Annotated in this window: 25 protein-coding genes; 9 read left to right on the top strand and 16 right to left on the bottom strand. The window is 44.4% G+C overall.

Features of this window, described 5'->3' with window-relative positions; translation table 11 throughout:
• The first annotated feature begins 78 nt into the window (after positions 1-78).
• From BCU12_RS16090 to BCU12_RS16080, 3 genes are all read left to right on the top strand, one after another.
• Positions 79-600 (top strand): MarR family transcriptional regulator, encoded by a 522-nt coding sequence (locus BCU12_RS16090; RefSeq protein WP_102405277.1) that lies wholly within the window; start codon positions 79-81, stop codon positions 598-600.
• A 452-nt stretch (positions 601-1052) separates the two neighbouring features.
• Entirely contained in the window at positions 1053-2651 is a 1599-nt protein-coding gene (locus tag BCU12_RS16085) for a BCCT family transporter (RefSeq protein WP_102405276.1), read from the top strand.
• 546 nt (positions 2652-3197) lie between these two features.
• Positions 3198-3593: an OsmC family protein gene (locus BCU12_RS16080; protein WP_102405275.1), complete on the top strand. Its 396-nt coding sequence runs from the start codon at positions 3198-3200 to the stop codon at positions 3591-3593.
• Positions 3594-3659: 66 nt separating this feature from the next.
• Here the strand turns inward: BCU12_RS16080 and BCU12_RS16075 are convergent, their stop codons facing one another.
• Positions 3660-4388: a DNA alkylation repair protein gene (locus BCU12_RS16075; RefSeq protein WP_241909852.1), complete on the bottom strand. Its 729-nt coding sequence runs from the start codon at positions 4386-4388 to the stop codon at positions 3660-3662.
• Positions 4389-4589: 201 nt separating this feature from the next.
• Here BCU12_RS16075 and BCU12_RS16070 point away from each other — a divergent pair, with 201 nt between their 5' ends.
• Positions 4590-5792 carry an HD-GYP domain-containing protein gene (locus tag BCU12_RS16070; RefSeq protein ID WP_102405273.1) on the top strand — a complete coding sequence of 401 codons (1203 nt, stop codon included), beginning with the start codon at positions 4590-4592 and terminating at the stop codon, positions 5790-5792.
• A 69-nt stretch (positions 5793-5861) separates the two neighbouring features.
• Here BCU12_RS16070 and vctC read toward each other — a convergent pair whose 3' ends face one another.
• The 4 genes from vctC to BCU12_RS16050 are packed head-to-tail and all read right to left on the bottom strand — an operon-like array spanning position 5862 to position 9483.
• Positions 5862-6617, bottom strand: coding sequence for an iron chelate ABC transporter ATP-binding protein VctC (gene vctC, locus BCU12_RS16065; protein WP_102405272.1), 756 nt, complete (start codon positions 6615-6617; stop codon positions 5862-5864).
• Between the two features lie 4 nt (positions 6618-6621).
• Positions 6622-7572 (bottom strand): iron chelate uptake ABC transporter permease subunit VctG, encoded by a 951-nt coding sequence (gene vctG, locus BCU12_RS16060; RefSeq protein WP_102405271.1) that lies wholly within the window; start codon positions 7570-7572, stop codon positions 6622-6624.
• On the bottom strand, positions 7562-8500 hold the full coding sequence (vctD, locus tag BCU12_RS16055; protein ID WP_102405270.1) for an iron chelate uptake ABC transporter permease subunit VctD: 939 nt from the start codon (positions 8498-8500) through the stop codon (positions 7562-7564). The genes vctG and vctD overlap by 11 nt, the downstream gene beginning before the upstream one ends.
• Positions 8501-8526: 26 nt before the next feature.
• Entirely contained in the window at positions 8527-9483 is a 957-nt protein-coding gene (locus BCU12_RS16050) for a siderophore ABC transporter substrate-binding protein (protein ID WP_102405269.1), read from the bottom strand.
• A gap of 230 nt (positions 9484-9713) precedes the next feature.
• Here BCU12_RS16050 and BCU12_RS16045 point away from each other — a divergent pair, with 230 nt between their 5' ends.
• Together BCU12_RS16045 and BCU12_RS16040 are read left to right on the top strand one after the other, a co-directional pair.
• Complete coding sequence (locus BCU12_RS16045) at positions 9714-10079, top strand: VOC family protein (protein WP_102405268.1); 366 nt, start codon at positions 9714-9716, stop codon at positions 10077-10079.
• A 94-nt stretch (positions 10080-10173) separates the two neighbouring features.
• Positions 10174-11715 carry an ATP-binding protein gene (locus BCU12_RS16040; RefSeq protein ID WP_102405267.1) on the top strand — a complete coding sequence of 514 codons (1542 nt, stop codon included), beginning with the start codon at positions 10174-10176 and terminating at the stop codon, positions 11713-11715.
• Positions 11716-12049: 334 nt separating this feature from the next.
• On the opposite strand, the gene BCU12_RS16035 is transcribed toward BCU12_RS16040, so the two are convergent.
• Together BCU12_RS16035 and BCU12_RS16030 are read right to left on the bottom strand one after the other, a co-directional pair.
• Positions 12050-12889, bottom strand: a complete 840-nt coding sequence (locus BCU12_RS16035; protein ID WP_102405266.1) for a 2OG-Fe(II) oxygenase family protein — start codon at positions 12887-12889, stop codon at positions 12050-12052.
• Between the two features lie 193 nt (positions 12890-13082).
• A complete protein-coding gene (locus BCU12_RS16030; RefSeq protein WP_102405265.1) occupies positions 13083-14003 on the bottom strand; it encodes a LysR family transcriptional regulator in 921 nt (306 codons plus the stop codon).
• A 95-nt stretch (positions 14004-14098) separates the two neighbouring features.
• Between BCU12_RS16030 and BCU12_RS16025 the strand changes: the two genes are divergently transcribed.
• Positions 14099-14854 (top strand): NAD(P)-binding oxidoreductase, encoded by a 756-nt coding sequence (locus tag BCU12_RS16025; RefSeq protein ID WP_102405264.1) that lies wholly within the window; start codon positions 14099-14101, stop codon positions 14852-14854.
• Between the two features lie 338 nt (positions 14855-15192).
• Here the strand turns inward: BCU12_RS16025 and BCU12_RS16020 are convergent, their stop codons facing one another.
• Positions 15193-15777, bottom strand: a complete 585-nt coding sequence (locus BCU12_RS16020; RefSeq protein ID WP_102405263.1) for an RNA-binding S4 domain-containing protein — start codon at positions 15775-15777, stop codon at positions 15193-15195.
• Positions 15778-15900: 123 nt separating this feature from the next.
• Here BCU12_RS16020 and BCU12_RS16015 point away from each other — a divergent pair, with 123 nt between their 5' ends.
• Complete coding sequence (locus BCU12_RS16015) at positions 15901-16296, top strand: PPC domain-containing DNA-binding protein (protein ID WP_102405262.1); 396 nt, start codon at positions 15901-15903, stop codon at positions 16294-16296.
• Here BCU12_RS16015 and BCU12_RS16010 read toward each other — a convergent pair.
• Positions 16271-16951 carry a haloacid dehalogenase type II gene (locus BCU12_RS16010; protein ID WP_102405261.1) on the bottom strand — a complete coding sequence of 227 codons (681 nt, stop codon included), beginning with the start codon at positions 16949-16951 and terminating at the stop codon, positions 16271-16273. The two genes, BCU12_RS16015 and BCU12_RS16010, sit on opposite strands and share 26 nt — an antisense overlap.
• A 45-nt stretch (positions 16952-16996) precedes the next feature.
• Positions 16997-17581: a TetR/AcrR family transcriptional regulator gene (locus tag BCU12_RS16005; protein ID WP_102405278.1), complete on the bottom strand. Its 585-nt coding sequence runs from the start codon at positions 17579-17581 to the stop codon at positions 16997-16999.
• A gap of 244 nt (positions 17582-17825) precedes the next feature.
• On the opposite strand from BCU12_RS16005, the gene BCU12_RS16000 reads away from it, so the two are divergent.
• On the top strand, positions 17826-18482 hold the full coding sequence (locus BCU12_RS16000; protein ID WP_102405260.1) for a DsbA family oxidoreductase: 657 nt from the start codon (positions 17826-17828) through the stop codon (positions 18480-18482).
• A gap of 80 nt (positions 18483-18562) precedes the next feature.
• Here BCU12_RS16000 and BCU12_RS15995 read toward each other — a convergent pair whose 3' ends face one another.
• The 6 genes from BCU12_RS15995 to BCU12_RS15970 all read right to left on the bottom strand — a co-directional run.
• Positions 18563-19672, bottom strand: coding sequence for a hypothetical protein (locus BCU12_RS15995; RefSeq protein WP_102405259.1), 1110 nt, complete (start codon positions 19670-19672; stop codon positions 18563-18565).
• Positions 19662-20720: a hypothetical protein gene (locus tag BCU12_RS15990; protein WP_102405258.1), complete on the bottom strand. Its 1059-nt coding sequence runs from the start codon at positions 20718-20720 to the stop codon at positions 19662-19664. The genes BCU12_RS15995 and BCU12_RS15990 overlap by 11 nt, the downstream gene beginning before the upstream one ends.
• An 81-nt stretch (positions 20721-20801) precedes the next feature.
• Positions 20802-21416 (bottom strand): hypothetical protein, encoded by a 615-nt coding sequence (locus tag BCU12_RS15985; RefSeq protein WP_102405257.1) that lies wholly within the window; start codon positions 21414-21416, stop codon positions 20802-20804.
• Between the two features lie 9 nt (positions 21417-21425).
• Positions 21426-22958, bottom strand: a complete 1533-nt coding sequence (locus BCU12_RS15980) for a DUF2235 domain-containing protein (protein WP_102405256.1) — start codon at positions 22956-22958, stop codon at positions 21426-21428.
• A 361-nt stretch (positions 22959-23319) separates the two neighbouring features.
• Positions 23320-25098 (bottom strand): ABC transporter ATP-binding protein, encoded by a 1779-nt coding sequence (locus tag BCU12_RS15975; RefSeq protein WP_102405255.1) that lies wholly within the window; start codon positions 25096-25098, stop codon positions 23320-23322.
• A partial coding sequence (locus tag BCU12_RS15970) for an ABC transporter ATP-binding protein (RefSeq protein ID WP_102405254.1) occupies positions 25092-26481 on the bottom strand: 1390 nt, incomplete at its 5' end. The genes BCU12_RS15975 and BCU12_RS15970, both read right to left, overlap by 7 nt.

Here is a 26481-nt window from a genome sequence, read left to right as displayed (position 1 = left end):
AGATTCTTTTTATAAAGTAATGGCAAACTAACTTTTAATCAAGTATCTTTTTCAAAAGATATTTATTGGAGAGATAAAATGCCATCAGACACCTCTAACCGATCAGACCTTTCTTCAACACAAGACGCTGTCGATCTCATTCTCGATCAATGGCTTAAAGCACGGCCCGACCTAGATTGCTCCTCTATGGGTGTGGTTGGTCGTCTACGTAGAACCAGCGGAATGTGGCAAAAAAAGCTCGATGCGGTTTTTAAAGAACATGGATTGAGCAGCATTGAATTCGATATTTTGGCTACTATGCGCCGCAGTGGACCTGAAGCGATTACGCCAACAGAGCTCTACAGCACGTTGATGTTGTCCTCTGGTGCGGTCAGTACGCGAATAGAGCAGTTAGTAAAAAAAGGATTGGTCGAACGCATTGCTAGTGAGCACGATAGACGCAGCTGTAAAGTCATGCTGAGTGAAGAAGGGGTTGCCTTTATTGATACGGCGCTGAACGCGCATGTGGGCAATCTGGATAATATGCTCAATCCATTGAATCAAAAAGAACAATCCGAACTTTCTAAGTTGCTTAAGAAAATACTGATTTCTGAACAGTAGTTCGTTGAATACCCAAGTCGGTAACCAGGCCTCAGCGGTTTATTGCCAACGCCGCTGAAGCCTCGCGTCGCTCACCTATCTTGATAAGTTGCCACTAGAAACGCCACCGATAAGTCAATCATCAAAACAAAACACGACTAACCGAATTTTCTTTTCAAGTTTTTATCGCCTAACCTGCCGCCTATTGTTGAGTTCGTCAGCGTCCAGATATCCGCTTCCCAAGCTTTAAAAGCAATGACTTAAAGAGATGCGCTTGTGACATTCGATTCGTTTTTGAAGCAAATAGACGATCATCTTCCGCTTTCCTTACCAATATTTCGTCACGGTTAATTTGAGCTGTGATCAAGTTACTGCTAGTCTCCGCGCTCAATTGTGCCGTTTCATTCTTTTGATGGGCACTTCGTTTTTACTTTTCGATTAAAAAGTATTCTAGGACTCGTTAACAGACAGTTATGACTAGTACGTTAAAACAACTTAGTTCCATCCATAAATATGGTATTAGCACCACAGATTACAAAGTAGGCCAAGATAATATTAAAAAGTGGGGGCTCGATATACACAACGTGGTGTTCTGTATCAGCGCAAGTCTTATTATTCTCCTCCTCTCAGCTTTACTGCTCGCAGACCCAACCACGGCAAAAGACACATTAAACAGCATCCGTAACGGCATCATGGCGGATTACGACTTAGTGTTTATGTGGTCAACAAATTTCTTCGTACTTTTCACCATGCTATTGATCATATCGCCCTACGGTAAAATTCGTATTGGCGGTAAAGAAGCGAAAACCGAACACTCTACCCTCTCTTGGGTGATGATGTTGTTTGCTGCAGGAATGGGGATCGGATTACTGTTTTGGGGTGTCGCAGAACCCACTGCGTACTTTACCAATTGGTGGGGCACACCGTTGGATGTCGACCCCTACACTCCTGAAGCCCGATCTCTTGCTATGGCAGCAACCGTCTTTAACTGGGGCATTCATGGCTGGGCCATTTATGGTGTGGTTGGACTGTCTCTGGCTTTCTTCGCCTATAACAAAGGACTACCACTCTCAATCCGCTCAGTGTTCTACCCAATTATTGGCGACAGAGCGTGGGGCTGGGCAGGTCACCTCATTGATATTGTTGCTGTGCTGGCCACTTTATTTTCTCTTGCTACCTCTTTGGGTCTTGGTGCTCAACAAGCCGCTGCCGGTATGAACCATGTCTTTGGCATTGAGAATGGCATCTGGCTGCAAATGACGGTGATTGTGCTGGTGACCTTCATTGCCATCATCTCAGTGATCAGAGGCATTAACGGCGGCGTGAAAATCCTGAGTAACATCAATATGCTGTTTGCCTTTGTATTGTTAGCCATTGTTCTAGTGATTAATTTTGATGTAGTGGCGGTAGCAATTCCTGACACCTTCGTGGCCTACGCGCAAAATTTCACGGCTTTAAGTAACCCGCACGAACGTGGCGATGTGTCATGGATGCAAGGTTGGACGGTCTTCTATTTTGCGTGGTGGATTTCATTAGGGCCATTTGTTGGGATGTTCATTGCTCGCATATCGAAGGGCCGAACCGTACGTGAATTCTTGTGCGCGGTGATCTTCATACCCACACTCGTCACCTTAATATGGATGGCAACATTCGGCGGTATTGCGATCGATCAAGTGATCAACAAGGTTGGAGAGCTTGGAGCCAACGGCTTAACGGATATTTCGCTATCACTGTTTCACGTCTTTGATGTGATGCCTTATGGAAAGATATTGTCGGCATTGTCGATTGTTCTCGTTCTTATTTTCTTTATTACCTGCTCGGATTCTGCGTCTCTTGTTGTTGACAGTATCACTTCTGGCGGCAAGGTAGATGCACCTGTTCCGCAGCGCATCTTCTGGGCGCTTGTCCAGGGTGTCATCGCTGCTGCCATGCTATGGCTAGGTGGTACAGAATCGTTACAGGCTTTGCAAGCTGGCGTGGTCACAACGGGCCTACCTTTCGCGTTGGTCACACTGGTGATGTGTGTTGGGCTGATAAAAGGGCTAAACACTGAGCGTTCTCTTTATGCGTAACTAACGCAGCCCAGAGCAGTTACCAAGTTACCAAGTTACCGTGCAGTTACAATGCAGGTTCATTTGCCAAGGAATATCGTATTTCTGATGGCAAGTGGGCCTGTAATTATGCTCATGACCAATCATCAAACCTCCACGACACAAGCCTCTAGCCCTTAGCCCTTAGCCCTTAGCCCTTAAGCATAGTAGCCCTATGAATCTTGCAGAGCGCACACTACTGCTGATACTTGACCAAACGGCCAATAGCCAAAATTTAGAAAAGCCCTCTGAATCAGCACTAGATAACCATAAGTAATTCGATGTTGATACATTAGGGTGATTGGCTTAGGTTAATCATTAGGACCAACGTCCTAGCTGAAAGTATTCAACATTGAGTAAGTAGGATTTAGAATAATGGCGAGGTTTTCATTCAAAATGAAGTCTTGAGAGAAGAAATTGAGCTCGCAAGAAGCAACTTTACACGCCCAAAATAGTGTCTTTCAAAACACTACGCGAGCAGCCTGTCATTAGTCGCTCACCAGACTCACAACAAGAATAAGGGAAGGTATGGGAATCAGAGTAAAACCAGAGCAATATGGACCTATCATTGCAGAGCTAAGAGATAATAACGTTATCTATTTCGGGCTAAAGGGCACAGAGTTGACCACGTCCCCTCCATTTGATCGACCAGCCAACATGCTGCTCTACTCTGTCGCTTCTTGCTTGATTCTGTCTTTACAAGCGGTCGCTAAGCGTAAAAAAATAGCCATTGATCCCTTTCATATCGAAATCAGCGCCCATAAAGGGGCTAAGTTACCCATACAGATCGTTCAGTACGACGTTGTGCTCAGCTCAAGTATCCATACCGATAGAGAAATTGCTGCGAGTTTATTAAAGAGCGCAAAAGCCATTTGTACTGTGAGTAATAGTCTTTCCGGCCAGTTTAATTTAAGCGTTAAATAGCAGGAAAGCGTAAAGCATCACAACGCATCAGCGGTTAGGGGCTTCAATAGTGAACTGCATGACTTATTACAATTGGCCGTGCTTTTTTAACCACTTCAACCCTTCTCGCTTTGCCAACCCTTCAATCTGTTGTTGCTCAATAAACTCGATAACCGCCTCGGAATCGGTTTTTGAGTACTCACGCAATACCCAACCTATCGCTTTTTGAATAAAGAACTCTTTGTCACTTTGGTTCTCACGAATAATCGAGAACAAAAGTTCAACATCGGTATTGTGTTTAAGCTTTAATTGATAGAGCAAAGCGGTACGTCTCAGCCAGATGTTATCGGACTTTCGCCAACGTTCAATACACGCTGCGGTCTCTTCTGGAAAGCGAATAAACAAGCCTGCCACATTATGTGTCGCGAGCATATCAACGGTGTCCCACCACGATTTTGTCGTAATCCAACGCTCTAGATCTTGCAGCATTGACACCGGCAGTTTCGTCTTAAGTTTGATCAACAAATCAACCGCCACCATTTGGTATTCCCGCTCGGGCAATTTCCATAGCTCATCAATCACATCGGGCAACTCGTCAATCGTTGGTATCTGGTCTTTGCTAAAGAGGTGTTTGAGCGCTGCTCGGCGAGGCCCCGATTGAATGCCATAAAACGCATACTGCCCACGCATATACGATTTCATAAACTGTGCATTTTCTACGTTGGATAATGGAATCAGTGCTTCCTTTACCGCTTGAATCCATTGGTGCATGTTTTTCCTTTGTTTATCGACTAACTGATTCTTGAGCTGACTCATACCTATCCGAATAGCTAAACTTAGTGTTATGCAAGAGTACCACCAAAATTTCCCCTGACAGAATAAAGGGTTACTACAGTAAACCACTCATAACACCATCAAATAACGATCTAGCATCACATTTTTCAAGGTAATAGTAGTGTAATTGCAGTTAAAGCAATTACACTACTAATTCACGCCTCAAAATAAACCAATGTTGTGATGCAGTACAAAATTGAAGACTCGATAAAGATTGCCATTGAGACACTGTCTGTCGGCATGTTTGTCACCGCGATAGAAAATACTAAACGCGTTAACTTAGCGCACGCAGGACGTGTCACATCCGTTGGAGCGATCCGTCAATTGAACGACAAGGGTGTCAAATACGTTTGGGTCGATTCCAAACTGTCTGATAAAGGCTGTGTTCTAAAGCCCATCCAGCACGAAGAAGTTCAGGAACCTGAACCTGTTGTAGCGAAAGAGAAAAGTACGGCTCGCAAACCGCAAAGCCGTCATGCCAGCCAGAAAAAAGCGCAAAAGCTCATTAAGGAAGCCAAAGGGCTGGCCAACCGACTCCTATCCCATACCTTTGAAGGCACACTTGATGAAATTGATGAGTGGGCTGACAACATGATTGAGTCTGTTTTGGTTGATACCGATGCCCTAAGATGTGTGTCGGCGCTAAGAAGTAAAGACGAATACCTGCTTGAACACTCCGTCAATGTTTCTTGTTTATTGGTGACATTTGGCAAACATTTAGGTCTGGATAAAGAGACGTTGAAGCAAATGGCCATTGGCGGCATCATCCATGACATTGGAAAAACAAAAGTTAAGGATGAGGTTTTACACAAGCCGGCAAGACTGACACCTGAAGAGTTTGAGCACATGAAGCTTCATCAGGTTTATGCTGACGAAATGATTATAGAAATCAAAGGCCTCAGCCAAATCAGTCGAGACGTATGTTTGATGCACCATGAGAAACTTGATGGGAATGGTTACCCTAGAGGCTTAAAAGGCGATCAAATACCTCAACATGCTCGCATGGTGTGTATTATCGATATCTATGATGCCTTAACTGCTGACCGTTGCTACAAAAAAGGAATGAGCTCTGCTGAAGCCTTTAAAATCATTCTCGGTTTAACCCCAAACCATCTCGATGCGGATTTGGTTTACAAATTCATCAACTCTATAGGCGTTTACCCTGTTGGGTCGATTGTCGAGTTATCTGATGGCAAGGTTGGCATCGTATGGAGTTCCAATGCGGCTCAACCCTTAAAGCCCGAAGTAAAATGTTTCTACTCAAATAAGCACCGTCACTTTACTGATGTCTCTTTCATTGAGCTCAAAAGCAGTTCGTTAAAAATTGTAAAAGCTGTGTCTCCTTCATCATTGCCCGTTAACCCAGCCCCTTTCTACGATGTGTAGAGAGACGTTTAGCCCTTTTTACTACATAGCTAAAGGGTTACTTTTCGCTGCGATAATGAAGAACAGATATTAGTAATACGTGCACATTCTCTGGCCATTCACTTCAACAATATTAAAGGGGGTTTCGTAAATATCCGCCAACACATCTGCTTGTATCACGGAATCTACCCTGCCATTAGCCACTACCTGCCCTTTTTTCAATGCAATGATGATGTCTGAATAGCACGCTGCAAAGTTGATGTCATGAATGACGACAACGACGGCTTTCTTCATCTCGTGCGCGAGCTTTTGAATGTTTCGCATGATCTGTAGCGAGTGCTTAATATCTAAGTTATTCAAAGGCTCATCAAGAAAGACATAATCGGTATCTTGAGCTATCACCATCGCGATGTAAGCAAGTTGCCTCTGACCGCCACTCAGCTCGTCTAAATATTTATCTTGAATAGTGGCGAGGTCAAGGTAACCAATGGCTTGATCAATAATGTTTTCATCGTGCTTTGTCATGTTTCCTTGTGAATACGGGAAACGGCCAAAAGAAACCATTTCTCTTACAGTAAATCGCATGGTCACGTTATTTGATTGCCTCAATACGGCCAATTTGGTCGCCAGTGTTTTGGTATCCCATTCCGCGATTTCTTTGCAATCGACGAACACTTTCCCTTCGTCTTTTGCCACAAGTCGACTTGCCATGGACAGTAACGTACTTTTTCCTGCCCCATTCGGCCCAATAATAGAGGTCACTTTGCCTTTCTCAAATTCAGCACTGGCGGTGTCTACCACCTTGCTTCCACCAAATGTCTTTGTCAGGTTTTCTAATTGAATCATCGTATTACGCCACTTTGTTACGAAGCAGCAAAGAAAGAAAATAGATGCCGCCAATAAAATTAATCACCACACTCAACGTCGTTGAGAAGCTAAATAGATTCTCGACGACCCACTGGCCACTGAGTAAAGATGCTACGGAAAACAGAGAGCAGGCCACCAGCAGGATACTGTGCTTATACGTTCTGAATATCTCACGAGTTAAGTTTGTCACCAGAATACCGAAGAACATGATAGGGCCAATCAAAGCGGTTGAAATGGCAATCAAAATGGCAGAAAGAATCAGTACGTACATTGTAATTTTCTTTACATCAACGCCTAAACTGGTGGCATTATCGGTATCTAACCAAAACACGTCGAGATGATTGTGCATTCGATACAACACGAAGCAGACCACCGAAAGCAAGGGCACACACAAGTAAACCAACTCAACTTTGATGTTATTGAAGCTGGCAAACATACTCATTTGCACGGAGGCGAAATCATTGGGGTCCATCAACATAATGATAAATGATGAAATGTTAGAGAATAACTGGCCCAATATCACACCAAGCAGCAGCAGCGCCATCAGGTTAAGTCGGCCTCGGCCAAAGTAAAATGAAAACAACAGCAGCGAGAAACCGAGCATGACCACAACGGACACGGCAAAGTTAATGTAGTCATTAAGAACCCAAACGCTCAAACCACCAAATACGGCAACAACAACGACTTGAGTGAGTAAGTACAAAGCATCGAACCCCATGATACTGGGTGTCAAAATTCGATTATTAGTAATGGTTTGGAACGCCAATGACGATTGCGCTATCGCTACCCCTGCAATCACCATCGCAAGGACTTTGGGCACACGTCTCGACAGGAAGTATTCGTAATTATCGGCATTTAAACCGAGCCCAATAAAAAGCCCTGCGAAGACAATGCAAAAGAGTGCCAGCAGAATCAGTTTCACTCTATCCTGCATTTCTTTGCCCCTTCACAATCAATACAACAAAGACGCCACCACCAATAATACTGATGATCATAGAAATTGGGATCTCATAAGGGAAGATAATCACTCTGCTCGCTAGGTCACACAGCAGAACCACCAAGGCACCAAGAATGGCCGTCAGCGGAATGTTTTTGCGCAAGTTATCACCAAAATAGTGACTCACTAAATTGGGAACAATCAACCCAAGAAAGGGCAATTGACCAACGATCATCACGACCGTTGCAGACATCACAGAAACCAGAATTACGCCTATAACGACAACTTGCTGATAATTAAGGCCCAAGTTCACAGCGAAATCTTTGCCTATACCAACAGCGGAAATTCTCGCGGCGTACATGTAGCTGAAAATTGCCACAGGCAGCGCGATATAAAGCAATTCAAAATCACCCTGTAAAATATTGGCAAAATTCGCAATCGCCCACCCTGACATATTCTGAACCGCATCGTATTTGTAAGCGATAAAGCTTGCGACAGACTCAACGACGTTACCGAAAATAATACCAATAAGGGGGACAAAAATGGCGTTCTTGAATTGAATACGCTGAATGAACTGGATGAATACCAACGTACCCAACATGGCAGTGGTGAAAATCAGCAAAATATTGTTGCCGTCACCAAATAGAACCAGGCTCAATACATAACCCAGCATGGCACATTCTATCGTGCCCGATGTGGACGGAGCAGCAAATCGGTTTTGGCTGATCTGCTGCATGATGAGACCCGCGATACTCAGCCCCGAGCCCGCCAATATAATTGCGAGTAATCGCGGAATACGGCTTAAAATCAACAGTTCCCACGCTTCAGGATCGCCTTGTAATAATGCCGAGAGTGATAAGTCTCCTACACCAACAAAAACAGACAGAGCACTTAACACGAACACTGCTAGCAATAACTTTTTCAAAGCAAACCTCTAGCTAAAAACGAACATTAATTGAAACCAATCGCGTGTTGAACATCCTCAATCATCTGCTCTGTTGCGGTGACGCCTGCAATTGAGAGATACCAAGCATCAACATCTAGATAAACAACCTGTCCATTTTTATAGGCATTGGTCGTTTTAACGAGATCATTTTCAAACTCTTCTCGAACCTTGCTTTCTCCTGCATTGACTAATACATCTCGGTCAATCACTAACAACGTAGAAGGGTTTGATTTTGCGATGAATTCATAAGAAATCAAATCGCCATGACTCGCTTCTCTTATGCCTTCAACCGTCTGGTTAAAGCCGAAATCATGGTAGACCGAGGAAAATCTAGACTGCTCACCAAAAGCGGTAAGATTTCCACCCGCGCTCATCACCGTCAGTGCATCGACCTTATTCGTTTCGTTATAACGACGAATCTGTTCAAACTGCTTGTCCAGGTCGCTTATCTTTTGATTAACCTTATCGGCAATATCAAATGCCACACCCAAGTTGCGCCACTGCTGTTGAGTGCTTTCCCAATAGCCTTGGTTTGCCTCAGTCGTAAAGACAATCGTTGGGGCTATTTTGTTTAGCTCTTGATAGCTACTTGCCCCCCTTGCCCCTACGATGATCACATCGGGTTTTTGCGTATAGATCGCTTCAAAGTCGGGTTCGAAAAGGCTGCCAGAAGAAGCATATTGCTCCCCTCTATATTTGGATAGGTAACTAGGGAGCGTCGCCACTTTTGAAACAGAGACAGGCTCAATACCGAAACGATCAAGTGCATCCAATGGCCCAACCCCTATCACGACAACGCGTTCAGGTGTGCGCTCTAATTGAACGCTTCCAAGGGAGTGTGATATCTCTATTTGTGTGTTTGTTAGAGGGGAGCTTTTGGTGACATCGGCGTGAGTCGCACCGCTAAACGCGGTTAAAAGAACCAATGCACTGGCAACGAAAAGAGAAAACTTATCTTCCATAACATATCCTTAATACAAATCGTTAGCATTTAGATTCGCGAATATACATAGTTTGTAATACCATATCAACCAAACACTCATACAATGAATGGGTTAAATGCATTCCTATGCCAGTAGTGAGCCTGTTTCTCACAATAAAAAGCCTGCCTACCAATGTGATCATGCGCCCCATTTAGAAAAAACTACTCACTCAGCAAAATGCTCGACTCAACAAAATCAGAGGAGAAAACATGAAAAACCTAGAGATCACTGAAATAAAATCGTTTGTTCCAGCCAAAGATTTTCAAAAATCGAAAGACTTTTATCAGGCGATAGGATTTGAGCTCGCATCAGAATTCGATGGCATCGTCTACTTCAAAAAGGGACACTGCGCCTTCTTACTGCAAGACTTCTATGTTGCTGAACATAGCGATAACTTCATGATGCACCTGCTAGTCGAAGACGCGAGAAGTTGGTATGAACACATAAAAGAGGCGGACGTAATAGTTAAATTTGACGCCTCGCTGTCTGAGCCTGTCGAACAACCCTGGGGAATGCTGGATTTTTGTCTCACCGACCCTAGTGGCGTGTTATGGCGCATAGGCCAAAACATCTAGTGAAATAGTCGGGCTTCCAACCGAATAGAGCACCACAGTTCCCCAAATGATCATCTACACTTTCATGGTGAGAAGTGTGTAAAAGGGAGAGACGATGAGCCGGTTGGTGACCTACTCAGATGAAGCATCGGCAGAGTTGGCCGCAGATAGCGAACATGCGATAGATTTTTATAAACAACTCTACCAACTCCATGAAATATCGATTGAATTGTCTCGTGCTCAGTCGCTCGATGACCTGTATCGCCTGGCTGTTGTAGCCTGCCTAAAACATCTCGAGATCGATCGCATGGGCATCCTAATGATCGACAAAGACAAAGAGCCCGATAAAGATTGGATGGTGGGCACATGGGGAACCGACGAGCAGGGTAACGTTCGCAGCGAACAGGACTTCACCGCGCCGATGCTGGAAGACATCCAAGAGGTGATTGAAGAGATGTCGACCAAGGGTAAAGTTTGCGTTTGGCACGATAAGGAACTCTATGAGTTTGGTGAAAAGATAGGAGAAGTCGACACGGTCGGTCATGGCTGGAATGCGGCAATTGCTATCTGGGACAACGATGAAGTGATGGGGTGGATCGCCTGTGATAACCTAATTAACCATAAACCATTTCAGACTTACCAAAGCCACACATTGAGGTTGTTCGGCTCTCTACTCGGTGAGTTCATTAAGCGCCGATACGCAGAGGAAGCGGTTGTGAATCTCAACAATGAGCTAGAAGACCGGATTCTCGCTCGCACTCAAGCGCTTTCCGATGCACAAAAAACCTTAGAAAAAACAAACGCCCTACTTGAGCAACGCGTACTTGAGCGTACTCAGCGATTGAATGAAAAAACCAATCGCCTTCAAGACACATTGGATGACCTACAACGCACACAAAAACAACTCATTGAAGCTGAAAAACAGAGCTCGATAGCCAACCTAGTGATGGGCATGGCGCATGAACTTAACACCCCTCTGGGTAGCATAAAAACCGTGTCTAGCTTATTTCCAGAAATGTTGAATGACTTGCAAGCGGATCTCAACGCTGGAACCATGTCGCGTGCCAAGCTGGTTGAAACCATCACGACTGGGCTTGAGTCTTCAGAGATCATTGATTCCAATGTCGACAAAATGGCCGATTTAGTGGCGCAGTTTAAGGGGTTGTCTCTTAAAGAGTCTCAGCATGCTGGCAATGAAGAGGTGGCTCTTTCTGAGTGGCTTAATCAGCTCAGTCAGACCGTTCTCTCTCAATATGATAAACCGCATAACACCCAGGTATTGATCTCCGTTTCATCACAACAAACCAAAGCCAGTCTAAATACATGGCGAATGGGACAAGTGATAGAAAACCTGATTTTCAACTCACTCGACCATGGGCTCACTGACCATTCATCTGGTGAGATTAAGATTATCGCTGAAGTTTTGGACGAAGAGTTACAACTCAAAATCGAAGATAACGGCAAAGGTATTGCCCCAGAGTTACTGGGCAGTATATTCGACCCGTTTATGACAACAACCCGTGGCAAAGGCAGTAAAGGTTTAGGCCTCAACCTTGTTTACAATTTAGTGACGCAGGGCATGGACGGTAGCATAGAGATCTATCAACCCGCTTCAGGCGGCTGCGGGTTCACTATTGTCGTGCCGCAAGTAAGCTAGTGCGAGCACTGTTTTTATTGCTTTGTTTCTCTGTTGCTTTGCTGCTCTGCTCCTCTGTTCGCTAATGGCAAAGCGCAAAAAGTCTTGCCTACACAAGATCCCACTCATCGTCATGCCCTTAGCCGCCGTTTCTCATAGAGACCTTTTCTGTTAAACAAAGCTCAAGCAAGATCGTCACGCTATTCGTTACCTTTAGACATACTTTGTTTCGACACTGGTGCTACCCAACCGTCTCTTCGTAGCAAATACCGCAATTAAGATGTAACAACAAAAAAGGCATGACACCGAAGCGCTCGGATCATGCCTTTTTGAAAGCTAGCTTAACAACGACCGATTAGATCACACCAAGCTCACGTAAACGTTCCATTAAGTAGCTGTCTGCCGTGTAGCGCTCAGATAACACCACATCAGGTTTTGGGTGTAAGAACAGCGGCAATGATATACGTGAATGCTCTTGACGCTCACCCGTTGGATTCACGACACGGTGCGTTGTGCTTGGGAAATAACCGCCCGATGCTTCTTGTAGCATGTCGCCAATGTTAATGATCAAATTACCAAAATCACACGGTACGTCCAACCATCCGCCATCTTTGTTTTTCACTTGCAAGCCCGGCTCATTCGCTGCGGGTAATACAGTCAACAAGTTAATGTCTTCATGAGCAGCAGCTCGAATGGCACCAGGCTCTTCTTCACCTGTCATTGGTGGGTAGTGCAGAATTCGTAACAAGGTTTTATCGCTGCCGTTGATCATATCAGACAAAGCAATCGAAAACTTCTCTTGCACTTCTTTTGGCGCATGCGCCTCAACCCAACTCAGAAGCTCTTCAGCAAAAGCACTCGTGCGCTGATAGTAATCAAGAATTTGCGCTTTCAACTCTTCTGGAATCTGCCCCCAAGGGTAAACATGGAAGTACTCTTTAATATCTTTAACACTGTGCCCTTTCGCTGTCTCAGAGACGCTTGGTGGGAAATAGCCGTCTTGTGTTTCAACGTTGAACTGGAATTCATTTTTACGCTCTGTTGAAAAGAACTGGTACCAATTCTCATAAATAGATTCAACAAGCTCTTTCGGAATGGGGTGATTTTTTAATACACCAAACCCCGTTTCTCTCAGTGACTTTACAAACTGTTCTGCCGCGTCATCAGCAAGGTAATCGACGGTATCTAATTTCATGACTGCTCTTATTTATAGTTATTTTGCTCAGGCTTAAATTTTAAAAGTGACTAAGATGTAAATCAAACTTTAATGAATTGCGAACGAGTGCATTGCGCTCAAATGAGTCAGCACATCGGTTTTCAACAGGAATCGTTACATTTTAAACTCAAAACCGAGCGCAAACTCAAGCTGGCGCATTGGTCAGCCGACTTTACATATTGAGCAATTCACTTTCCAAAAGGTGTTGCTTCAACGATTCGGAAACAAAATCAAACACCCGGCGAACCCGTAAATTGGTATGCAGCTCTTCATGACAAACAACCCAGACTGGAAGTTGAATAGGTGAGAAAGCGGTTTCAATCGCTCTTTCAAATTGAGGATCACAATCGCCCACGTCTTGAGTCAAACACATCAGCCCAAGGCCAGATTTACACAATTGAACCTGCGTGAGCAAACAGTCCGTTGTAACCTTGAAGTTGTTCGTGGTTAACCTTAACCCTTGCTGACGAAATCGCTCCATAATTTCATCGCTTTTATTGAAACCGATGATCTGCACGTCTCTCGCCATAATCTCAGGATCCACCTCTCGAAGTGGATGGGTGTACGACTTCACGCCATAAAGACGAATCACCTCTTGCCCTAATTTGCGCGTAATGAGATGGGATTGAGTCGGCTGAAAACTCCGAATGGCAATATCGGCTTCGCGACGTGTAAGATCACTGACGCTGTTGGTCACCACCACTTCGATAGAAATACCAGGCTCTTTTTCACGTAGTGACGCTATGATTTTTGGCAATCGAAAAACAGCGTCTAACTGGCATGCCGAAATCACGACATTGCCTTCCAACTTTTGTGACTGCCCTTGAGCAACCAATGAAAAATCGCACGCGGCCTCCCCCATCCTACGGGCAACCTCGAGCAGTTCTATACCGCTGTCAGTGAGTTCGAGCCTTTGGCCTACTCTTTTGAACAGAGCAACACCAATTTCCTTTTCCAGAGCCGACACTTGCCGGCTCAATGTAGGCTGAGTCATGTTCAGCGCAATCGCGGCACTCGATAGGGTTCCTTCTTCGGCGGTCACAAGAAACGCCCGAGTACGATTCCAATCAAAACAAACAGATGTCCAGTTCATACAAAAACGTATAGCTCCATGCGATTTACAACAATTAACTTATCATATTTACATATGTATCGTAGCCAATACATTCAAACTAGCAAGGAAATAAAATGACAACGCTCGTTCTAGGTGGGACAGGGGCGACAGGTCTACTTGTCGTGCAGCAGCTTTTAAAAAAGGAGCAGCGGGTAAAGCTCATTGTCCGTTCAACAATGAAGCTACCGTTAAAGGTCATTAGCAGTGAATTGGTGGAGATTACCCAGGCAAATATAGCGGAGTTAAGTGAACGCCAACTCATTGAACAGGTACAGGGTTGCAGTCACGTCATTTCGTGTTTGGGTCATAACCTATCAATTAAAGGGATGTTTGGTCACCCGAGGCGCTTAGTCACCCAAGTGATGGAGCGAGTCTGCCAAGCGATTGAAAAATCCAATCCAGCAAACCCTGTAAAACTAATATTGATGAGCACAACCGGGTTTCAAGATAAGGTGAACGGTGAAAAAGTATCGATTGCACATCGCGCTGTTGTCGCTTTAATACGGTTAACGCTTCCACCACACTCAGACAATGAGCATGCGGCCAAGCACCTGCAAAGCCTCCCCCCTAGCAAGTCTCAACACATTCAATGGGTGGGCATTCGGCCAGATTCACTCGTAAACCAACCCGATTCGTCACACTATGATTTGCACCCTTCTCCAGTTTGCGATCCCATCTTTGACGCGAGAAAAACCAGCAGAATCAACGTGGCGCACTTTATGGTCGAGCTCTCTTCAAACCCCATATTATGGCAACATTGGCAGAGTCGATTCCCTGTCATATACAACCGAAGTGGCGTTGAAGAGAGCCTAGAACGCGGCATCACCTAATGCGACGCTAAGCCCCCAAATAGCGCATGCAGTAAACATGTTTTATCAGGGGCAAGTTTTTAGCTGCACACTTATTCAAAAATAGGTAAATGGGTACAAATCTGAAAATGGATACGAATAAACAAGGGGGAGAACCAAAAAGGTGAGATCTAGAAGGGCGAGTGGAACTAACTATACCAACGCTACTTGGGAAGGTTGGTTACAGGTGCTTCTCGTGTCCATAGTTTCACGAGAAGCGATAGACCTGTAGCGTTTTGGCCGCTACAGGCATGAAGCGTTAAACCATCTGAATCGAATTAGAAGTTCGAAGCTAGCAGTTCAATATTAGAAGCTCAATATTAGAAGAAGTCGATTGAGTTTCTGCCGCTGTTCTTATCTTTGGCTGTCGCCGGTTTATCCGCTTTCGCACTCAGAGAGCTGTCTGTGTTTTTGTTCTTCCCTGCGGCCTCGGCCTTGTCTTTTTTCGCTGGCTTGCCTTTGTTATCTGCCTGTTTTGGGCTGTTTTTCTTTTCTTTTTTACGGTTGTCTTTCTTGCTTTTTGAAGCCGCTTTATTATTTGAAGACGCTTGCTTGTTTGAGGTTTTATCGGCCTTTTCCTGAGGCTCAGTCACCGGCGCATCGCATACAACCACGTAGTATTCTTGATTAAACTCGAAAAAATCACCGTCATACATTTTGCGGCGTTTTCGAGTTTCAAGCTCGCCATTTACGGCAACATACCCTTCAGAAATGATGTGCTTAGCTTCGCCACCACCACCAACCAAGTTGGCTATTTTGAACACTTTATAAAGCTCTATCGGCTGTGAAGAGACATCAATACCAATCGCCTCAATCTCTATTTCTTCACCCTCATACTCTTCTTCATGAGAAGCTTCTTCGTACTCTGGCTGTTGATAGTCTTGGTCGTGTTGATCTTGAGTCATAATGTGATCGCTAAATTCGTCTGAATGGCTGGAAATGATATGATCGGCAGTGTATACGTTCACCGTTCACAAATAAACTAAAGTTGCTCTCTTCGCCCACATTATCATTACTGGACTCACTTTATGCTCACACCCATTGCTGTTCGCCTAACCAAAGGCGCTGACCTCAAGCATTCTATCGCTCAACTTGTTCAAAACAACGCAATACGCGCTGGCAGTATTGCTTCATGTGTGGGGAGTTTATCGGACATTCACCTGCGCTTAGCGGAAGCAAAAGAGACACTAAAAATAACCGCGCCTTTTGAGATTGTGTCGATCATGGGGACACTGACACCTGAGCATCAACATATCCATATTTCAGTGTCTGATCGCACAGGTAAGGTGATCGGTGGCCATTTATTAGAAGGCAGCATTGTTGATACCACCGCAGAGCTTATCCTTCATCGCTATGGCAACCTGCGATTTTCTCGCGAAGAAGACTTAAATACAGGGTTTACAGAACTGGTGATTGAGCAATAATTTTCTCGACAACGCCTGTCATCGTGTCGCCATGAATGTCCGGCTGTTTATACAGCGCATTGTAAGGCGCTTTAAATCGATTAATAAATGCGGCGTTCAGCCCCGCGCTCATCGCCCCATGAGTATCCCAATCATGGGTTGCTACAAGATAGGCGCTGCTCGCCTTCACATCCATAGTGTCTAACGCCAATTGATACGCTTCATAAGCGGGTTTGAACGTCTCAGCACTTTCGACAGAAATAACCCGGTCAAAAAGGTGAATGATCCCTGCGTTAGTTAACTGAGCATTAAGCAGTGTTTGAGATGAATTAGACAACGCAGCGACGATAAGCCCCGCATCACGTAATCGGTTGATGGCTGGTATGACATCCGAATGCACAGGCAAGTTTGCAAACGTCCCCAATAGATCGTCACACTCTTTATCTGTCATTGTGACAGCATTTCGCCCAGCAAGGCTAAGCAACACCGCTTTAGATAGATGTTTGAAATTGGTATTCACTGACGTGGCTAAACAGACGGTGGAAGCGTGCAGCAGCATCGCAAACCATGTCTCCATGTAAGACTCAGCCCCAAAATACTGGCGGAACTTTGGACGCAATGGCTCTAGGTTTAGCACGGTTTCATTGATGTCGAAGAAAACAACGGTCTGTTTCATCTAAGCGCTCCTTGCTAGATTTCTAAGCGTTCCATTTCGTGATCTTTAAAAAGGATAATGACCAAATAAATTATCGATCATCTCTTCCAGCTTCTTCTTATCACCATTTATTTTGGCATACGTTCTAAGACCCGTTATTTGGATCTGAACGAAGCTGGCCAACTCTTTTGCGTCCTTGCTAAGATCCACTTCCCCCACACTTTGCGCCTCTTCAATTAGCTTGGCAAACTGCGCAGAGATTGTGGCCATGTGCCCTTTGGTAATATCCAAAAGCTCTTGATGTTCGCTGGTTAACTCGCCCAACGTTTTTGCCAACATGCATACCCCATTAGGTGCTCTATCCGAGGTATCAATCACCTGCATTTTTACAAACATCTTCAATGCTTGCAGGGGCGTATCGCTTTCGTCACGACATTTCTGAATGCGCGCCAAGCCCATGTTGACATAGTTCTGCAATGCTTCTTTAAACAGCCCATCTTTATTGCCAAACGCTGAGTAAATGCTGCCGGGGCGCATATCGACTTCATCTTGTAAATTACGCATTGAGGTCGCATGAAAGCCTTTTTTCCAATACAAATTCGTTGCTTTGCTCACCACTTCTTCGCGATCAAACAGGGCGGGTTTCGACATCGTACTGCTACCTAAAATCATAGAACGTTCGTTCAATTATAGAGTGACCACAACTTAAGGTAAAGAGACTCTAAACGTCAGGTCAGTATGGGCCGCCATAGAATCTGAGCCTAATTCGCCTTTTCAATCTTTCTTGAACGATTGCTCAAGAAAGATTATAGTGCTGGATAACATTAAGCCATGACCTTAAAACAATAGGTCTAGACGCTAGGCACACGTGGCAACTTGCCTCATGGAGTAAACAATGACGAACAAAATTAAACTCGATATTATTTCAGATGTGGTGTGCCCGTGGTGCGTCGTTGGATACAAACACCTGGAAGCCGCTATTCAAGAGTTGGGCCTGCAAGACAAGGTTGAGATTGAGTGGCAGCCCTTTGAACTCAACCCAGACATGCCAATTGAAGGCGAAGAGCTAGGGGCACATTTACAGCGTAAATACGGTTCAACTCGTGAAGACAGCGACCGAGTCAGAAGCGATTTGACTCAGCGTGGGGAGCAGTATGGTTTTAAGTTTGATTACTTTGACGGCATGAAAATGGTGAATACCCTAGATGCACACGTGCTGCTCGACATGGCACACGCTCTTGGTAAACAAACCGACTTGAAACTGCGATTATTCGCCGCATTTTTTACCGAGCGAAAAGACATCTCTGATCGCGACGTACTCATCAACGAAGCACAGTCCGTTGGTATCAATGCAGAGCAAGCTCGTGAAGCCTTAGACGATAAGAGCATTCGCGACCGAATCAGACAAACCGAACAACAATGGCAGCAAATGAATATCTCAGGTGTACCAACCGTTGTGTTCAACCGCACTAGTGCAATGACTGGCGCGCAGCCTCAAGAAGGTTACAAGCAGGTGCTTTTAGAGTTGTTAGAAGCTCAGCTGAAACAATAACTAATTAAAAGTAAATAGCTGAATATCCCAGTAAGGGCTCCTTTAGAACGGATGTAGGTTTAAAGGAGCCTCTATCTCTCCTAGTTAAAATATGCTTTATATTTCTTATATTTATTCTCTTTATCGCCCAGCCACTCCATGAGATCTAAATTAAAGAAAATGCTGTCATCACCATTGTTGCGATAGACATAACCAACGCTATATTTGTTTTTAATATGGATCGTGGCTCCAGTACCAACCGCAGGCTGATCTTTTCGATCGTTATAAACTGATGTGACAGAAACCCCGAACCCTTTTTTCCACCAGTTAACACCAAACCACTCAACAGCAATGCTCACATCGTCTCGCTCACCTTTCTCCGCATCTGGTAGGTGTTCAAAAACTAACATCGGGTGCAGCAGAAAAAGCTGTGAAGACGGCGGTCCACTTAACTGAAGTTGCTGAAACTGATCGCCATACCAAACGGTGGTAGCCCATACATCAAGCTCAGTTTGATACCGAGACTCTTCAACAAAGTGCTTCCACTGAGATTGAAGCTTCGATATTTTCTTGCCGTTGTCCTTTAATATACGGTCTGTATACAACGCCTGGAAAGGGGATACAGCGTATCGCCACTGATCGAATGTCGACAAACACGCTCCGGCTGAAGTTGTATTTTTCGTCGAATTTTCACTGTTACAGTGTTTCTTTTGTTCTTCCCCCATCTCTATTGTTACCAAAGACTGGCTGTCTGAGTAGAGTTTAAATTCTATCTCCTTCGCTCTAGGTGGAACACCACTGGTTATGGGGGTGGCTTCAATAAGCGAAAAATTGCGATAATCGTTGTTCTCACTCGTTACCATCTGATACCAATCTTCAGAAATCGAAGACATCCCATCAAATTGTATAGTTGGAAACAACCCATCCAGTTCTTTCTTTGCTTGAGCGGCAAAGCTATTCAGCTGTTTAGATATGGGAATACTCTCATTGGGTAACACCTTGAGAGAAGAGACACAGATTTGCTGACCAACCTCCACGGCTAAGCTCTGAAGATCTTTCAACGGTGTCTTCAATTTATCAATGTAACCTTTATCATAGCGACAGTTAACGGTAATCGGTGCAGAATCTGATTCGCGCTCACTGGCGACCGCGAAGTTGGATGAAAAGGAGAAGATGATAGCGATAGAAACGAAATATAGGTTACTCATCATTCGCCTCCTCAATGATGGCCTCTAAGCGATCTTTCACAGCTTTTGCAGTACTAAATACCTGTTTAAGCGTGTCAATTTTTCCTTCTAAATCTGGTTGATTACGTAGGTCACCCATTGCCTCTTTTAACTCAGAAACCGGCTTGTTCACCGATGATTCAGAGTGACTTGCCACCCCTTTTTCCCACTGTTCCTCGGAAAGCTCAATTGAGAATAGGAAACTGAACAAATAAGCAGACACAAGCGGTGTAGCCATATATTCCTTAATGTCATGAGTGTTCCAATAGCGAATGGTGTCCACCTCTAATTGACGTGAATGACCATCATCTCGTTGATAGGTTTTAAACCAAGTGAACGGATCAAACGTGTTACGTATATTAACCAAGTAGTCGCAACAACCATCTGGTGTCGCATTCACGATAGAAGTATTAGGGTCAGCGATGTTGTTGAGTAAATAAGTCAGTCGACTAACATTCGCGACAGTCCAGAGAGATTTGATTCTAAATTTTGCAATATCAAGCCCCGGTACTTGCGAGGTCAAGTCAACGTCTTCACGGAATAGCTTAGCCAACGTGTCATGAGCAACTGACGTGCCTAAGCTGTGCGCAATAATATGAACGTCTCGCTCTTCCATATTCGCCTTAATCATCACATCATTAATCGCTTTAGCGAAATCGACACGAATTTGTTCACCCCAGAACATCACTCCGTAGTAAAGGACATCCATCCAATGGGTATACAGCATTTCATCTTCGTCAAAATCACTTAAAAAGCCTGTCAGTTGCGAGACAACCTCAACTGAAAGCCCTTTCCCTTGCAATAGAGCCAGATGATCGGACATTGACGATGCATGATCAGCACTTCGTTGACGAATCTCGTCAAGAAACTCTGAATAGTTAAACTCTACCAATTCAACCTTATCGGAAAAATTGAAATCAGAAAGCCCAAAGTTCTTTGCCGCTTCATTCAATCCGTTATTGATCTGTAGCTTGAGGCCCCCATTAGAGTGGGTCCCCATGCCGTGAATAACCAGTACAATTGGTTTACTCATATTATTCATCCTTGTTTATTGGAAGCATGCTTTAGCTCCCTTTTATCTACCTAGACTAAAACACCAACACTACTTAGAGACTCATTTTTCTGATGTATTACGTATGATTTGGGGGACAAATCGCTCGGAAAACCCTGAAACAAAAGACCAGAAGAGCAGCTTTCCTACATCCATTCCCGTCATTGGGTAGCCTTGTTTTAACCACCGAGCAAAGCCTGCTGCCCCATCTATTTCTACTTCATGGTAAACAGGGAAGAGTTCTCCCTGAATGATCCCGCCGATGAAACTCAGCATCAAAACCATTGCAAAGATGCCACCATTAATGGGGATGATAGTCACGGATACCCAGGATGAGGCGAGCAATGATAGTTCTTTTGAGTCTATGCGCGGCAGTCTCTGCTGGATACTGACAAAACCACCTAGTAGGCCAGCAGTAAACACAAGCAAAACCAGATATGAACGCTCTTGCTCTGGAGGCGATTTTAGATACGGCGTGCAATCAAATTTATACTGTTCTAGCGAGTTTGTTGGCTCAGCCTTACATTTAATGAGCCCATCAACACTCTCACCTGCTACTGGATCTGTGCTCACACCTAAATAAAGTCCAACCGCCACCAAGAGCAAAATGATGCTTGTAAATATCACTAGCCTTTGAGTAATAATCTGTAATGCTGATTGCCTTTCCACCGTATCCATTCGTTACTCCTAACCGTTGATTTGCGCAACTCTCTCGACAGTACATTGAACTAGGCCTCTGTTATTGCCATAGAAGCGCTCTAGGTCGTTAGCAAACGGACACAATTCACCAGAAGTAGACGGCGTGTAACTCGTATTCAAACCAATCCTGAACGTTTCTCGGTCATCACTGCCGATAGAGGCACATAGTTCAAACCAATTAGCATCTGGAACTCTTCTAAAAGGCTCCATGGTGGCGATCGCGACCTCTTTAAAACCAAGGGTGACACCCGATCGATCCCAACCTGATACTGAGCACGCTATAGCCGCGTCATACCATGTCTCGCTATCTTGACTTGTAAATCGATAAGTCTTACCTGCTTCAAGGAAAACACCAGTTCGATTGTATTTTTCAGCCGCGAATACTGTGATTGTTTTACTTTCACCCAAAGCAAGCACAGTTAGGCGTTGTTGTGGTCGTTCTATGTGGGGTTCGATACCTGTGCAAGCGACTTTTTCATAGTCCTGATAGATGAGTTGGTGGGTAACATCTTTTAATGAGCTAGGTCGATAATCTTGGTCATGGTAGATACGCTCAGAAGCCGACCAGTGCACGATAGGATGGTGTAGTGCCGATACCTTATCGTTCTCAATTACACAGCATAATCTATCTACAAGAGTCAGTAGGCTAACTGGAAACCAGCGCGTTTGTTCGTGATTGAGCCCACGCGGATTTGGGTTTATCACCATATCATCCAAACTTATTTGGTATTTAATCTCTTTGGGTAATAGCGCTTTATAATCAACTTCCTTAGGTGTTTTTATATCGATATTAAATTGCCATTGTTCAATCCAATTAAGATAGAAGCGCATCGCTGAGTCAGACAGACCATCCTTTTGATATCCACCGCCAACATCCGCATGCGCACCGGGAAACCAAATTTCACTCACCTTATTTTCATAGTTCATCAAAGTTGGTTGAAATGCTTTACGTTTATCATCTAGCGACACTAAATGCAGCGCTTTAATAACATTAGTCGGCAAAGAGTGATCTTCAAATACCACCTCGGACTTTGGACGCTGATGCTTGCTCAAATTGGGAATACTAATAGAAGCGACAGTGTCAAAGACGGCTTCATAGATGCAAGGTCTCTCCACTTTGTCACTAATAAGCTTCGCGAAGCGTCTCGCTAACGCTGCACCTCGACTAAACCCAGTAATCAGGATTGTATCTTGCTGCTCGTCAAAAGGTGTGCTTTCAAACTCAGAAAGAGCCTGATTGAGAACGTGCCTTACATCGCATCCCTCTGGGGAAAATACAGTGTTCCACGCTTTCTGAAACGCACTGCCATAGGTTCCCACCCCTGCAAAATAAAAACACTGCTGCTTTGTGGTATCCCAACTTTGTCCCTGCCTAGCCAAAGAACCACCACACAAAATATGAAATTTGAGGATGTTGGTAATACTGTTGTCTTCAATTTCCCCTTTACCATCAATTTCTTGCTCTGCATCATCCGGTGCATTGCACGTACCATCAAAATTGAATATGTATAACCTAGCCATATTACCCTCTCTATTGGTTCTAATAGTTCCATTAAAGATATAGCGACAAAAACAGATATGGATTTAACTTAGCCTTTGTTTTGTGCATGATTAATATATTTATTTTAATAATTTGCAAATACATCAATGTCTCTGTTTTAAAGCCACCTATATATGTAGTTGACGGGTAGGGATTCAATTTGGAGCAATATCACAATTGCGGAGGAATAAATAAAAAATTGTCGTTTATCTTATTTTAGAGGAATTTGAATGTGATCAAGATGAACAGAATAACGCTATTTATCTCGGAGAGTTGAAATGAACCCCATCGCAACTGGGGTCCAGAAAAATAAAGTTACTTCAACGAACCTAATATTTAAACTTAACTGGCTTTTACGTTCTGAGGCTCTACTATTGCCTCATTAAGAAGGCCTGCATACACACCCTTTAACGCCACCAACTGTTGATGGTTACCATGTTCAACTATCTCGCCATGTTCCAAAACCAATATCGCATCGGAATGTTTAACCGTACTAAGCCGATGAGCGATCGCGATGACGGTTTTCTCTTTGAACAGACGCTGCATCGCTCTTTGAATCAGATCTTCAGTAATGGAATCGATAGAGCTTGTGGCCTCATCCAACATCATCACCTGACCACCTTGCGCCACCGATCGTGCAAACGAGATAAGTTGGGTTTGACCGACAGACAGATTCGATCCGTTCTTATCAAGAACCAAATCATAACGCTCTGGCAATTGCTCGATGAACCGATCGGCGTAAACGTAACGTGCAGCCTGCTCTACTTGATCCTTTGTGACACCTGGCTTCCCGAGTGCAATGTTGAACTCTATACTTTCCTGAAATAAGTGTACGTCCTGCATCATCATCGAAAATAGATGGGCAGTGTCTTTCCCTGCAATCTTCGACAGCTCTATTCCATTCAACAGAATACTGCCTTCATAATCTTGATAGGTTTTGGAAATAAGCCGCATGATCGTAGATTTGCCCGACCCAGTCGACCCTACCAGCGCCACTTGATGGCCTTTCTCTAGTTTGAACGAAACATCCTTTAAAACAAACGGAGATTCAGAATGATAACGAAAGCTGACGTTTCTAAATTCAAGGCTAACAAACTCTTTTAGCGTTTCTTGTACTTTCTCTGTTGGAAGCAGTTTTCTCCCTTGTTCTTGCGTGGGTTCAACAAACAACTCTTCAATATGGTCAAACGCGGCGAATGAACTCTGTATGGAAGCGATCTGAGAGGTAAAGTCTCGGATTGGGACAAACACTTTCTCAAGGGTATTAATGAAGGCGATCAATACGCCCAACGTTAGCAAGTTGTCGACGACCTGCCCCGACCCGTACCAAATCATCAGCGCGATGGTGATGGAGGTAATTCCTGAGATAAACGAGAACAAGACCGCATCATATTTGTTGATCTTCTTCTGCGCTTTCAAAAACTCTTCGGTAAAGCCGGCATACTTCTTCTCAACCTGCTCTTCAGCCCGATACATCTGAACGGTATCCATACCAATGAGCACTTCTTGTAGAAACCCAATTCCTCTTGCCAGCGCAGAGCGCGTAACCAAGTACAAAGCCCGTAGGCGATTACGAACCACTACCGTCAAATACATTACAGGCGGCATAATGATCAATACAATGAGGGTCAGCTTCCAATCGATGAACATCATCATGATCAGCAGTGCTATCGTGTTGATAGAGTCTTTGACCAGCCCCACCACAGATTGAACAAACGTTTCCCCTATGGTTTCGAGATCACTCGTCAGTCGTGACAGCGTGACACCAATGGGGGTGTTGTCAAAATAACCGCGCGGCAGTTGCAGCACTCTGGCAAACAGCACCGTTCGCATGTCAGTAATCGTATATTGACCTGTTTTCCTTAGGTTATATGAATACGTCGTATCAACGATGTAACTGACCACAAGCACCACCGTCAGATAGAAAGCGTACTCCAGCAGGCCATCCATATTGTTCTGACTCAATTGAATATCAATCACTTGGATGATCAGCCACGGGAACAACAAACTGGTGATAACCGTTAACGGCAACATCGCTATGCCAATCAATGCCGTACGTTTGTACTTCTTCGCAAATTGGGAAAAGTGCTTCAAATATTTGAAATCGACGTCGTTTAACATGACTGAGCCTCCGATTCATTTTGCTGCAATTGCCATGTTTCCAAATAGTATGGGCAGGTCTTCAATAGCGTTTTATGGTCGCCTTTTGCGATGATCTTTCCTTCATTCAGTACAATGACTTCATCCATGTATTCGAGCGCATTGACTCGATGAGACACCACCAGCACCGACTGATTGTCTAAACGAGAGAACAAACCTTGGAGTATGTTTCGCTCCGTTTCGTAATCAACGGCAGACAGTACATTGTCCATAATGATCAAGTCGGCAGGTTCAAGCAGCGCTCGGGCAATGCTTAGGCGCTGTTTCTGTCCGCCAGAGAGCATGATGCCCTTCTCACCCACTAAGGTTTGATCGCCTTGTTCAAAACGCGCGACATCACTGGCTAACTGGCTGAGTTCCAACACGTCATCAAGATGTTCTCTGTCGATGTTCGAGTCAGAAGCGCCAAAGCGAATATTCTCTTCTATTGTTGCTGAAAATAAGTAAGGGTCTTGAGTGATGGTTTTTACGTAGCGGCGTAAGTCTCGCCGTGAAAATGTGGTGATATCGTCATTGCCCAAATAGATTGCATTTTCTGGTACGTCCAAATGGTGATTCAAACAATTCACTAACGTGGTTTTCCCCGCGCCAATGCCGCCAAGTATTCCAACTTTACGACCACTTGGGATATCAAAACTCACGTCATCGAGAATAAGGCGGCCTTCCGCTTTATAACGAAAACTCAAATTGCGCACGCTAAATGTACGGCCTTGCAATGACTTAACCTGTTCATTTGAGAGTGCTGACTGATCTTCTTCCGGTACGGCCGCATTCAAAATGGTTTGAGCGCTTTGAATGCCTACCATGCCACGCTGATAAATAGTCGCGATACGCCCTAGCTGCATCAATGGCATTGCGAGCAAAACGGAATAGGTTAGAAATGCGGTAATTTCACCCAGAGTCAGCTCCTGGTTCATTAGCATATAGCCACCTAAACCAAGGATCAGAATCTTCATCACGTCGTTGGCGTAGTCGAGAACCGGCATAAAAAACACTTGAATGCGCGTGATCTTCATTCTGCACTGCAACAGCTGTTGATTCAGCTTCTCAGTTTCTGCCAGAACCCAAGGTGACATCTGTTGGCTCTTGATTAAATCAATCCCTGAAAGGTAGCTCATGAGCTTTGCAGATAAACTTTGTAAACGCTGCATGTGCTCTAGGTGCAATACCTTCATGCGCTTAAAGCCCACACGAAAAATCACAAAAGCAATGGAAATGGGTATAACGGAATAGAGGGTTAACTCCGGCGAAATTCGCCACATCCATAGTGGTGTGAGTGATAAGGCCAAAAAGGCATTAAAAAACTGCAAAAAACCAACGCCAAAAAGCAACCGAATACCACCG

It is taken from the genome of Vibrio sp. 10N.261.55.A7 (genome assembly GCF_002877365.1).
Classification (GTDB): domain Bacteria; phylum Pseudomonadota; class Gammaproteobacteria; order Enterobacterales; family Vibrionaceae; genus Vibrio.
Note: the sequence above shows the minus strand (reverse complement) of the source record. Positions and strands in the feature narration are given on the sequence as shown.